The sequence below is a fragment of the Shewanella hanedai genome, from assembly GCF_007197645.1.
Taxonomy (GTDB): Bacteria; Pseudomonadota; Gammaproteobacteria; order Enterobacterales; family Shewanellaceae; genus Shewanella; species Shewanella hanedai.
The window spans coordinates 50913-64432 of record NZ_VKGK01000003.1 but is presented as its reverse complement, the minus strand read 5'-3'; the positions used below and the strand labels follow the sequence as shown (position 1 = coordinate 64432).

General features: G+C 44.3%; 7 protein-coding genes. 3 read left to right on the top strand and 4 right to left on the bottom strand.

All coding sequences use genetic code 11. From position 1 onward, the window contains the following. The first annotated feature begins 104 nt into the window (after positions 1-104). The 3 genes from FN961_RS03670 to FN961_RS03660 all read left to right on the top strand — a co-directional run bounded on the left by FN961_RS03670 (position 105) and on the right by FN961_RS03660 (position 5172). Positions 105-1232 (top strand): efflux RND transporter periplasmic adaptor subunit, encoded by a 1128-nt coding sequence (locus tag FN961_RS03670; RefSeq protein WP_143563195.1) that lies wholly within the window; start codon positions 105-107, stop codon positions 1230-1232. 79 nt (positions 1233-1311) lie between these two features. Next, on the top strand, positions 1312-4392 hold the full coding sequence (locus FN961_RS03665) for an efflux RND transporter permease subunit (protein ID WP_143563194.1): 3081 nt from the start codon (positions 1312-1314) through the stop codon (positions 4390-4392). A gap of 507 nt (positions 4393-4899) precedes the next feature. Next, positions 4900-5172 (top strand): TfoX/Sxy family protein, encoded by a 273-nt coding sequence (locus tag FN961_RS03660; protein ID WP_221936089.1) that lies wholly within the window; start codon positions 4900-4902, stop codon positions 5170-5172. A 114-nt stretch (positions 5173-5286) separates the two neighbouring features. On the opposite strand, the gene cydX is transcribed toward FN961_RS03660, so the two are convergent. The 4 genes from cydX to purL form a co-directional block, all read right to left on the bottom strand. Beyond that, positions 5287-5403 carry a cytochrome bd-I oxidase subunit CydX gene (gene cydX, locus FN961_RS03655; protein WP_143563192.1) on the bottom strand — a complete coding sequence of 39 codons (117 nt, stop codon included), beginning with the start codon at positions 5401-5403 and terminating at the stop codon, positions 5287-5289. 15 nt (positions 5404-5418) lie between these two features. Further along, positions 5419-6558, bottom strand: coding sequence for a cytochrome d ubiquinol oxidase subunit II (cydB, locus tag FN961_RS03650; protein ID WP_143563191.1), 1140 nt, complete (start codon positions 6556-6558; stop codon positions 5419-5421). 14 nt (positions 6559-6572) lie between these two features. Beyond that, on the bottom strand, positions 6573-8129 hold the full coding sequence (locus FN961_RS03645; protein WP_143563190.1) for a cytochrome ubiquinol oxidase subunit I: 1557 nt from the start codon (positions 8127-8129) through the stop codon (positions 6573-6575). A gap of 1308 nt (positions 8130-9437) precedes the next feature. Then, the gene (purL, locus tag FN961_RS03640; RefSeq protein ID WP_143563358.1) at positions 9438-13319 is read right to left on the bottom strand and encodes a phosphoribosylformylglycinamidine synthase; all 3882 of its coding nucleotides are present in this window, start codon (positions 13317-13319) and stop codon (positions 9438-9440) included. Between the last annotated feature and the right edge of the window lie 201 nt (positions 13320-13520).

The window sequence follows — 13520 nt, the reverse complement described above, 5'->3', positions numbered from 1 at the left end:
ATTTAATCACAAACTAGACTAGACAGTCTAGTTCTTTCAAAATAGACTAGACAGTCTAGTTTAACAAGTTTGCTACCTAAAACTAACCAGGACAGTGTATCAGGATGAGTAATAGAACCGATATATTCCACAACAAATTTTTAGCCAGTGTGCTGTTGATCAGCTTTTTAAGTGCTTGCCAAGGGGAAGTTACTAGCCACAGTGACAAAGCTAAATTTCAAACTGTGACCACAGAGGCATTAATATCTTCAAATTCCTATGAACACGCGCAAGAGTTTACCGGCACAATAAGAGCCGGTAACACAACAGGGATCGGTTTTGAGTTAGCAGGAAAACTAAAAAAACTAGCCGTCGACAGTGGCGATAGAGTCGTAACGGGTCAGTTATTAGCGCAATTGGATATCCGCTTATTAGAAGCAGAAAGACAAGAGTTAGATGCCAGTTTGTCACAAAACAATGCCGATCTAAATTTGGCCAAAAGTACCTTAGACCGCAGTCTGGAATTACAGAAACAGGGTTACACTTCTGAACAGCAACTCGATGAACTCAAAGGTCAACTAAACAGTCTACTTGCCGCTAAAAATAGGCTCATCGCATCCAAGCACGCCAATGAATTAAGAATTGAGAAATCCTCTCTTCTGGCTCCTTTTAATGGCGTGATCAGTAAGCGAAATAGCAACCTAGGGGAAGTCGTCGCACTTGGTACTCCAATTTTTACCTTAGTTCAAAACAAAAACCCCCAAGCATTCGTCGGTGTTCCAGTCAAAATAGCTCAGCAGCTAAAAACCAAACAAGATGTGTTATTAAACGTTGGCGACAACAATTACACAGCACAGATTGCGGGAATTGGCGCAGAAGTGAATCCAGTGACTCGCACCGTACCTCTTAGACTGTCCTTACCCATCGACGCTCAGGTGATCAATGGCGAAATCGCCTATCTCATTTATGACACCCAGATACAACAAACTGGCTATTGGGTGCCTATTTCTGCATTAACAGATGGTATCAGAGGGTTATGGAACATTTATGTCATCAAGCCAAGTGAAGGCTCTGATGCTGTTGAAGACACGTTCAGCATTGAGCGAAGAGATATTGAAATTCTCTATACCAAAGATGATATGGCCTATATCCAAGGCGCCTTACAGGTTAATGAACACTATGTCAGTCAAGGGCTACATAAACTCGTTGTCGGTCAGCGAGTAAAGAACAACACCAATGTAGCGGCGAGGTAAGTCATGATTAAGGCTTTTGTAGAAGTAAAGGACACGCTAGCTAGAGTGGTATTAGCTCATGCTCTAGAGGGTACTGAAAATGATTAAGGCTTTTGTAGAAAATGGCAGGTTAGCGAGTCTATTTATCGCGCTGCTTATTGTGGCGGGTTTTGGCGCGATATCCAGTTTACCGCGCATGGAAGATCCCGATATTACCAATCGGTTCTCGTCTGTAGTCACTCAATATCCAGGGGCATCAGCCGAACGCGTTGAAGCCTTAGTAACCGAAGTGCTTGAGAATCAGCTGCGCAGACTCGAAGAGATTAAATTAGTCCAATCGACTTCTAGACCTGGAATTTCAGTGATCCAACTGGAACTCAAAGATGACGTCATCGATACCGATCCTGTTTGGTCAAGAGCCAGAGATCTGATTGCAGATGCAAAGCCTTTACTCCCAAGTGCAGCACAAAGTCCCACCCTAGATGATCAAGTTGGCTATGCCAGCACCGCAATCTTAGGCTTAGTCTGGAAAGGAGGTGGGGAAGTCCGTACCGATATGCTCAACCGCTATGCCAAAGAGCTCCAAAGCAGATTGAGACTAGTCAGTGGTACTGACTTTGTAAAACTCTATGGAGCCCCAACTGAAGAGATCTTAGTACAACTTGATGGCAACAAAGCCAATCAACTGAAATTAACACCGGCTGCTATTGCGCAGATCTTAGAAAACGCTGACACCAAGGTGTCAGCCGGTGAAATCAACAACAATAATTTCCGTGCATTAATCGAAGTCTCAGGTGAGCTCGATTCAGTCACTCGCGTGCGTCAAGTACCGTTGAAAGTTGATAAACTCGGACAGATCATTCGTTTAGGCGATATTGCGACCATCAAAAGGCAAGCTAAAACCCCTGCCAACTCCATTGCGTTAATAGAGCAAGAGCAAGGTGTCATGGTCGCGGCTCGTATGCTTAACAACACCCGCGTCGATCTCTGGTTAGAACGAGTCAAAGTCTCAGTTGAAGAGCTGCAAACCAGTATTCCATCCAACATCGAGATCCAGTGGTTATTCGATCAAGAGGGATATACCACCGATCGTTTAGGTGGATTAGTGGGCAGCCTGCTACTCGGTTTTATCATCATTTTAGTGGTGCTCATGCTAACGCTGGGGCTACGTAACGCGCTCATCGTCTCGTTGTCACTACCTTTGACGGCCTTGTTTACGCTAGCTTGTATGAAATACATCGGCTTGCCCATCCACCAGATGTCAGTCACAGGGCTCGTGGTCGCACTCGGAATTATGGTCGATAATGCCATTGTCATTGTCGATGCGATTGCCCAAAGGCGACAACAAGGTTTGTCTCGCCTCGAAGCCGTCACTAAAACCTTGCATCACCTTTGGTTACCTTTAGCAGGCTCAACCATCACCACAATGCTAGCGTTTGCGCCTATCGTTTTAATGCCTGGCGCTGCTGGAGAATTTGTCGGTGGCATCGCCATCTCTGTGATGTTTGCTCTAGTGGGGTCTTACCTTATCTCCCACACATTAATCGCAGGCCTTGCTGGCCGATTCGGTTCCGATGGCACTCAACAACATTGGTATCAACGTGGCATCGACCTCCCCTTTGTGAGTCAGTTATTTAAAGCAACATTAACCACGGCTTTAAAGCGCCCCATTCTGTCAGCCTTATTGATCGGGATTATTCCCGCGCTTGGCTTTATGGCGGCAGGCAAGATGACGGAACAGTTCTTTCCCCCATCAGATAGAGATATGTTTCAGATAGAGGTCTATATGCCTCCCCATGCCAGTGTCGACAGCACTCGCGCTTATATCGAACGTATGGATGCGCATTTACGTTTAACATCAAGCATCACGCGAATTGATTGGGTTATTGGAGGCAATACTCCCTCATTTTATTACAACCTTTTACAACGTCAGCAAGGTGCCAGCAACTATGCACAAGCTATGGTTAAGGTCACTGATTTCGCAACGGCCAATTCGTTAATTCCGCAACTTCAACAAGAGTTGGATGACCACTTCCCTGCGGCGCAAGTGTTAGTGCGTATGCTGGAACAAGGCCCACCTTTCAACGCCCCTGTTGAACTGAGAGTCTTTGGTCCAAACCTGGATCAACTTAGACTCATTGGAGATGAGGCCAGACGTATTTTGAGCGATACCCCCGATGTCATCCACACTCGAGCAACCTTAAGTGCTGGCGCACCTAAAATTTGGTTTCAAATCAATGAAGATGCCAGTTTAATGAGTGGATTGAATTTAACGGATATTGCCAAACAGATCCAGATGGCCACGACGGGGATCAATGGTGGAAGTATACTCGAGCAAACCGAATCACTTCCTATTCGAGTCAGATTACAAGACAGCACCAGAGAACAACAAACCAAGCTTTCTGAAATAAATTTAGTCTCCCCCTCTGGCAATGGGATCCCACTGTCAGCACTTGCTAACAATCAAATCGAGGTTAGCCGTGGCGCAATCCCTCGCAGAGATGGTCAGCGAGTAAATACCATCGAAGCGTATATTGTTAGTGGCGTTCTCCCTCAACAGGTGCTTGACGACGCCCAATCTCGAATCGATGCCATGTCACTGCCTGCGGGTTATCGAATTGAAGTCGGCGGTGAAAGCGCTAAGCGCAATGAAGCCGTGGGGAATCTATTATCCAACGTGGTTCTGGTTGTCACCTTACTGCTCGCCACGGTGGTTTTATCCTTTAATTCGTTCAGATTAACCGCCATTATACTCTTTAGTGCCCTGCAATCTGCCGGTCTTGGTTTACTTGCTGTTTTTGTATTTGGTTATCCGTTTGGCTTTACCGTGATAATAGGACTGCTTGGCTTAATGGGCTTAGCCATTAATGCCGCCATTGTTATCTTGGCAGAGCTTGAAGACCAAAATGATGCTAGGCAAGGAAATATACAAAGTGTCGTCGAGGTTGTGTCCAGTTGTGGCCGTCATATCGGCTCAACAACCATAACCACGATAGGCGGCTTCTTGCCGCTTATCATTGCAGGGGGTGGCTTTTGGCCTCCATTTGCCATAGCCATTGCTGGCGGAACATTGTTAACCACCTTGTTATCCCTCATCTGGGTACCCACTATGTATCAATTGATCATGAAGCCAAAAAACATCGGCTGTAACTTAACGAGCCAACCTCCCATAAACGGTTAATGAAAGTGTGATGCTTCATCCTTAACAGGAATACTGAAAACCAGTGTTCCTGTTTTGTATATACCCAAGCTACTTCAAGATGCAGGATTCAGCATGTCGAGAAGTGACAGAGTTCAAGGTAGTTAATTGCTCCTGCATTAACGACATTCCCGCCATCCATGGCGGTCTTCATGAAATAGTTGGACTAGTTATTCTCGGCTCTGGCATCCAGCTTCGCCCTACCTTCTGCATCCATGCAGTCGTAATTCAATATTTCATAACGCAGAAACATGTTGCTTCTCGCCGTGCCCTTTGGGAGTTCCCGTAGAATACCTGCACTGTGTTAGTCATATCAATAAGGGAATAACCATTATCCTCAATCACTGCCTTGTTCAGCTATCCTACGGGGGCTCAGAAACGAGCATCTTGAGGTGGCTTGGGTATAAGCCCCTTTCATCCTCTCGTGACACCTCACATTAAACCTGCCAATATCAGTCTCAAATAACATCAATTTAATCTGGCTCAATTGTGAATGTCGATAAGCTTCCTAATCTAGGCCCTAAGTCTACAGCTTGGTTAAATAACATAGGGATTTACACTCGCGCTGAACTGCACGCTGTTGGTCCTATAACCGCCATGATAAGGCTAGAGCGTGCAGGACATACATCGAGTTTAAATATGTTATACGCCTTGGTAGGTGTGCTTGAGGGGGTTCATTGGCAAGAGATAGCTCACACTCGCAAAGGAGAATTAGTGTTGGCACTTGATGCAGCAAGGGAACTAGAAAAGCTTAACTTCTAGATAGAGTAAATAATGATTGCCACGGTTAACATTTCCCCATTAAAAAGCCCCGTAATGCTTAACGCATTGACGGGGCTTTTGTTATCAACTTAATCAGTAAACTGAGGTAAGTGATTAATCTTTATTTTCAGTGTCTCTGTCCATGTTTTCAGTCGTCTCAAGCCAAAGGGCATTGATAATTCCGAATGAACACGCCAGTAATACACCAAGTATCCAAGCAAAGTACCACATAGTGTCGGCTCCTTATTAGTATAGTGACGTCTTATTATTATCAATGAAGCTACGAGATAAACGACCAAACATCTTCATGTAAGTGTACACAGTGTAACTCAGTACAATTGGTATAAAGATAATCGCAGCCCACGTCATCACAGTTAACGACATTTCACTTGCTGTTGCATCCCACATAGTCAAACTTACATTTGGCTCGAGTGAAGATGGCATAACAAATGGGAACATGGCAGACCCGCACGTTAAGATAACGGCAGCAATCGCCAATGAGCTGAACAAGAAGGCAAAACCTGAACGATTTAAACGACTTGTTAACAATACTAAAATTGGCATCAGTAATCCCAATACAGGGAACATCATTGTTACTGGATACTTGTCGTAGTTTGCTAACCAAGCGCCAGCTTGAACCTCAACCGTTTTAAGGGTCGGATCTGAAATACCATAGGTACTTAAAGTAGAGGTGATCACATATCCATCGATACCATTCACCAACCAAACACCCGCAGCACCAAAGCAGACAAACAATATGATAGAAAGAACTTGAGAAGCATTAGCAGCACGAACTCGCAACTCCCCTTCAGTCTTCATCTGTAGCCAAGTGGCACCTTGCATCATAAACATGCTGACACAGACAATACCCGCAAGCAGACCAAATGGATTCAACAGACCGAAGAAACCACCATGATAAGTTGCACGTAAGTACTCATCAAAGTTGAATGGCACACCTTGAAGCAAGTTACCAAACGCGACACCTATGATCAGCGGCGGCACAAAACCACCGATAAACAATGCCCAATCCCATGACCTGCGCCATCTTGGATCTTCAATTTTAGAACGGTAATCAAAGCCAACAGGACGAAGGTACAAGGCAAACAGTACCAACATCATCGCGACATAGAATCCCGAGAATGAAACGGCGTAAACCATAGGCCAAGCAGCAAACAATGCGCCACCCGCAGTGATTAACCACACCTGATTGCCATCCCAGTGAGGGGCTATCGAGTTGATCATAATACGGCGCTCAGTATCATCTTTACCTATGATAGGCAAAAGTGCACCAACACCCATATCGAAACCGTCTGTGACAGCAAAACCAATGAAGAGCACGCCAATTAGCACCCACCAGATCAATCTTAACATTTCATAATCAAACATAATCAGATCTCCACTTAGGCTTCAAGGTTTTCAAAATGATAACGGCCAGTCTTCAAACAACTAGGACCTTGACGAGCGAACTTAATCATCAAGTAAGCTTCGATAACAAGTAGCACAGTGTAGAATAAAGAGATCGATATGATACTGAACCAAAGATCATTGACTGACAGACTCGACGCTGACATAAAGGTCGGCAGCACTTCAGAGATGGTCCAAGGTTGACGACCATATTCAGCCACAAACCAACCACACTCAATCGCAATCCAAGGAAGAGGTAAGCTAAATAGCGCCGCTTTTAATACCCAAGGCTTCTCTTCAATTTGATGACGTGTGCTCTGCCAGAATGCCGCAGCGAATACCAGTAGCATCACCATACCGGCACCAACCATGACGCGGAACGACCAGAACATAGGTGCGACACTAGGAATTGAATCTTTAGCAGCTGCAACAATTTGCTCTTCTGTCGCATCAACGACATTATCAGTGTAACGCTTTAGCAAGAAGCCATAACCTAAATCGACTTTCGCCTCTTCAAATGCAGCTCTTAGCTCAGGCGTTTCATTGCCCGCGCGCAGTTCAGTTAACATGCCATACGCTTTCATACCGTTACGGATACGTACTTCATGATCAGCAATCAGATCGTGAATACCTGTTACCTGCTCATCTAATGAACGTGTCGCAATGATGCCCATGGCATAAGGTATTTTGATGGCATAATCAGTTTCCATCGTCTCTTGATTTGGAAAACCAACGACCGTAAACGCTGCTGGTGCAGGTTCTGTATGCCATTCAGCTTCAATTGCAGCTAATTTAACGCGCTGCGCTTCACCAACTTTATAACCAGATTCATCACCCAGTACGATTACAGACAGAATTGACGCCATACCAAAGCTTGCCGCTATCGCAAAAGAGCGACGTGCAAATGGTAAATCACGCTTCTTAAGAATGTAGTAAGAGCTAATCGCGAGTACAAACATGGCACCAGCGACATAACCCGATGCAACCGTGTGAACGAACTTCACCTGTGCAACAGGGTTAAACACGACATCTGCGAAGCTTGTCATCTCCATGCGCATGGTTTCGTAGTTAAAGACAGACCCGACAGGGTTTTGCATCCAACCATTGGCAACCAAGATCCACAAAGCCGACATATTTGAGCCTAAGGCTACCAGCCAAGTAACGGCTAAATGTTGACGCTTGCTAAATCGATCCCAACCGAAGAAGAACATACCAACTAAAGTAGATTCAAGGAAGAAAGCCATTAATCCTTCGATGGCCAGCGGCGCACCGAAAATATCCCCTACATAGTGGGAATAGTAAGACCAGTTTGTACCAAACTGAAACTCCATGGCAAGACCAGTGGCCACACCAAGAGCAAAGTTAATACCGAACAACTTACCCCAAAATTTGGTCATGTCTTTATAGATCTGCTTATCTGTCATCACATAAAGTGATTCCATGATCGCTAGCAGAAAGGCGAGACCCAAAGTTAAGGGAACAAACAAGAAGTGATACATAGCCGTCATCGCAAATTGAAAGCGCGATAACTCAACAACCTCTTCTAAAATCATTAGTGACTCCTTAGGTGGTACATCCTTAAAACCATGAGTAGATCCCCATCTTTCATAGCTAAGGCCTATTTAGGAATATAGTTTTAATCGTATTTAACGCTTTTTAGCGGTATCGACGGTTAAACTGCATATTTTTATTCATTGACCGAGTTTTCAGACTATCGCCTATTCTCGATCAGACTTTTTTGACCGCTCTCACAAAAAAGCAATAAATTGTGACAAAGGCATAGAAAAAACAGTAAAAAACTAGCTAGAGGCTAATTTTCAGTTACTTAACTCGATTTCACTAAGCTTTCACCCCTGTTTTATACCATTCAAAATTGATTCAAATCAATCAAACACTCCGCTTAAAACGGGTTTTGTGGTTAAGGGCTAGTTCAACGCACAAGAGTCTTGACAAAAATACCAAGCATGATAGGAGTGCCATGAAATTGATAATAGATAGACTTTTACTTAGTTTAATAAGATAACAATCGAAACTACTGCCAAACACACACTCAAACTGCCGAACGCATCAAATTTATTACAACCATATAAAAATAAAAATAAACCATAAGATATTGTATAAAAAGAATAAATACAAAAATTAAACATATTTAAAACATAAAACAACACACCAAAGGATTAGTTTTAGTAATGATAAATTATAATTTTTCTCGTTTGAGCATTTTGACGTTCCAGCATATCATTCGTCCTGTGTTAAGGAGACGGTTCGTTAATCCGGTGAAGTTGCCCGGCACAACCAAACTCCGCTCACATCACTTAAATTACTGTGTGGAGAGACCCAAATGAGAAACCTATTCGATCGTCTAGTAAACAGCTACAAGCGTGTTTTCGTTGAACTTTATACAGCTAGAGAGCTATAAAATAGCTTTTTAGTACGCAAGTTTTACTTGAAGTTTTGTTAGCGCAAAGCGGCCACCTGACTCAATGAGTTAGGTGGCTTTTTGCTATCTAGCATCAAATAAATCCATTACCACCATCTCACTTTAGCCACCCCTTATATACTATAGTAGTCAATTAATCTCTCATAGTAAGGGATTTAAACACTTGAATAGCTTATTCCACTCAAATCCCTATTAATCTAAATTTAGTGTCTACTTATGCTCAAAATGATGCGTAAACCGTTAGTTATATTGATTTTATCTATGGTATTTAATCAAAAAAAAAGAGCATCGAAAAATTCGACGCTCTTTTTTTTCATCTTAGTTTAAGTATCCGTTAATTTAGCTAACGTCTACTGAACTGTGCTTGTGCAGTGATGAACTTAGGTTATGAGATACCGATTTAAAGTATCTCACGACTGATTTAGCCAATCTCAACACGTGCATTTCTAAACATTCTCATCCAAGGACTATCCTCACCCCAAGCATCTGGATGCCATGAGTTAGCTACAGTCCTGAATACACGCTCTGGATGCGGCATCATGATCGTCACTCGACCATCAGAGCTTGATAGTCCAGACAATGCATTAGGCGAACCGTTAGGGTTCTGAGGATACTGAGTTGCTATCTCCCCTTTACCATTAACATATCTCAATGCAATCGTGCCAGACGCTTCAGCTGCTGCTAACGCTTGATCTGAGATAAACTCGGCACGACCTTCACCATGAGACACAGCGATAGGCATACGCGAACCTTCCATTCCCTGAAGGAACAAAGAGGGACTCTTCTGCACTTCAACTAAACTAAAGCGTGCTTCGAAACGCTCAGAGCGGTTACGTACAAACCTAGGCCAGTGCTCAGTGCCAGGGATAATATCTTTTAGGGTTGATAACATCTGACAGCCATTACACACACCTAACGTTAAGCTGTCGTCTCGTTCAAAGAACTGACTGAACTGCTCACGAGCACGATTGTTAAACAGGATAGACTTAGCCCAACCTTCACCCGCGCCTAATACATCACCATAAGAGAAACCACCACAAGCCGCTAAGCCTTGGAAACCCTCTAAAGTAATACGTCCACTGAGAATATCACTCATATGAACATCGGTACTTTCAAAGCCTGCACGATTAAACGCTGCAGCCATCTCTAAGTGTGAGTTAACGCCCTGCTCACGCAAGATAGCCATCTTAGGTGCAACACCTTTTAAGATGTACGGTGCAGCAACGTCTTCGCTTGGGTCAAATTTAAGATCAACGGTCAAACCAAGGTCGTTGGCATCTTGCTTAAGTGCGAACTCTTCGTTAGCGCACACAGAATTATCACGTAAAGACTGCATTTGGTGCGTCGTTTCAGCCCAAATTGTTCTCAATGCAGTACGCGATTCAGCAAAAAGCTCACGCTCACCATCACAAATGGTGATCTTATCTTCTTGTGTTAGCGTACCAATGGCATGACAAGCAACACCAGCAGCGACGAATTTAGCTTGAATCGCCTCGCTTTGTGCACTGCTCACCTGCAACACACCACCAAGTTCTTCGTTATATAAACGCTCTATATCCGTGCCCGAGATAGAGGATAGATCGATTGACAACCCAGTGTGACCGGCAAAAGCCATCTCCACTAGCGTCGTAAATAGACCACCATCACTACGATCATGATAAGCAATGACTGAACGCTCACGAACAAGCGGCTGCATCACTTCAAAGAAACCACGCAGTAAACTCGCATCTTCAAGATCCGGGGCAGTATCACCAAGCTCACCGTAGACCTGAGCCAAACATGACCCCCCTAAGCGATTATGACCAGCGCTTAAATCCACCAGTAAAAGTTCAGTGTCGCCTTTATCAGTACGCAATTCAGGCGTCACTGTATTGCGAATGTCTTGTACTGCGCCAAATGCGGTAATCACCAAAGACATAGGAGAAGTGACGGCTTTCTCTACGCCATTGTCTTCCCAAGCCGTCTTCATCGACATTGAGTCTTTACCAACCGGAATAGTCAGATCTAACTCAGGACATAACTCTTCACCAATCGCTTTAACCGCTTCATAAAGACCGGCATCTTCACCAGGGTGACCCGCTGCTGACATCCAGTTTGCAGAGAGCTTAACGCGCTTGAACGAGCCAATATCTGCACCGGCAATGTTCATGATTGATTCTGCTACAGCCATACGAGCCGATGCGCCAAAGTCCAACAAGGCTAACGGTGTACGCTCACCTAGTGACATGGCTTCACCAGTGTAAGAGTCATAGCTTGCTGCTGTTACTGCGCAATCTGCAACAGGAATTTGCCAAGGACCTACCATCTGATCGCGATTAACAAGGCCGGTTACACTTCGATCGCCAATCGTAATAAGGAAGGTTTTCTCAGCAACCGTAGGTAAGCGCAGTAGACGATGTGCAGCTTCTTTTATTTCAATTTTATCTTGGTCTAACTGAGGAGAGACAGCTTTAATCGTCACCGCTTCACGACTCATCTTAGGCGCCTTGCCCAAAAGAACCTCTAAAGGCAGGTCAATAGGCTTATCACCAAAGTGCTCATCGGTTAAAGTCAGGTGACGTTCTTCAGTTGCCACACCAACCACTGAGAATGGCGCACGTTCACGCTCACAAATAGCGGTAAACACCGCAAGATTTTCAGGAGCAACCGACATAACATAACGTTCTTGAGACTCGTTACACCAGATCTCAAGCGGGCTCATTCCTGGCTCATCTGAAAGCACGTTTCTCAATTCAAAGTTAGCACCACGACCACCGTCGTTGACTAGTTCAGGGAAAGCATTTGATAAACCACCAGCACCCACATCATGGATAAACTGGATTGGGTTTTTGTCACCCATCTGCCAACAGCGATCGATCACTTCCTGACAACGACGTTCCATCTCAGGATTTTCACGTTGCACTGAAGCAAAATCGAGATCTTCACTAGACTCACCAGACGCCATTGAAGAAGCAGCACCACCGCCTAGACCGATATTCATTGCAGGGCCACCGAGTGCGATTAATTGCGCACCAACAGTGATCTCGCCTTTTTGAACATGTTCGCCACGAATATTACCTAGACCACCAGCCAACATAATGGGTTTATGGTAACCACGGACTTCTACGCCATTATGGCTGCAGACTTCCTGCTCATAAGTTCGGAAATAACCCAGTAAGGCTGGACGACCAAATTCGTTGTTAAACGCAGCGCCACCCAATGGGCCTTCGGTCATGATATCCAGTGCAGTAACAATACGCTCTGGTTTGCCGTAGTCGGCTTCCCAAGGTTGCACAAATCCTGGAATTTTTAAGTTTGAAACACTAAAGCCAGTTAATCCCGCTTTAGGCTTAGAACCACGGCCTGTAGCGCCTTCGTCACGAATTTCTCCGCCAGAACCCGTTGCAGCACCCGGATATGGGCTAATTGCCGTTGGATGGTTATGGGTCTCTACTTTCATTAAGATATGCATTGGCTCAGTATGATAAGCATAAACACCATTGTCTTCAGGGAAGAAACGGCCAGCTTCATAGCCTTCCATTACCGCGGCATTATCTTTATAAGCAGACAAGACACCATCAGGTGTCTTCTCAAAGGTATTCTTAATCATCTTGAACAAAGATTTTGGCTGAACTTCACCATCAATAGTCCAATCAGCATTAAATATTTTATGACGGCAATGCTCTGAGTTCGCTTGGGCAAACATCATCAGCTCAATGTCATTTGGGTTACGACCTAGCGCGATGAAATTTTCAACAAGATAATCTATCTCGTCATCAGCAAGTGCCAAACCTAAATCATTATTTGCTTTCTCAAGTGCGCCTCGACCAGCACCCAAAATATCAACGGTGTTGAACTCTTTAGGCTCAGTATGTGCAAACAAGACCTTGGCATCATCAAAGGTGCTTAGCATCACTTCGACCATGCGATCATGGATTAGGCCATTCAGTGTTTTTTGTTGTTCAATGCTCAGTACATCAGACTCAACATAGTAAGCAACACCACGCTCTAAGCGTTTAATCTTGTTAAGGCCACAGTTGTGCGCAATATCAGTCGCCTTCGATGACCAAGGTGAGATAGTGCCTGGACGTGGGGTCACAAAATGAAGTGAACCTTGTGGTGCATGCGCTTCAATAGCGGGACCATAAGTGAGGAGTTTGGCAAGTTGCTCTGTTTCACTCTTATCGAGGGATTCAGACAAATCGGCTAAATGGATATATTCAGCATAAATACCACTCACTGGAAGTGATTCACTGTCAAAAGCTTCCATTAGTTTTTGAACTCTAAATGCTGATAAAGCAGGGGCTCCGCGGAGGATCTCCATCACGTCATGTCACCTTATTAATTATAATTGCAGGGTCAGATCTGGCGCTATTATAGGGAAATATTTCTGACAAATCACTCCTAGTATTTTGTCGAAAACAGTGTTTGCTGACAAATACAAACAAACACAAATATCGGGCCATAAATGCTTTAATTGAGAAGAAATGGTGTAATTCTGGCTATTTAACAACCAATAATGCCT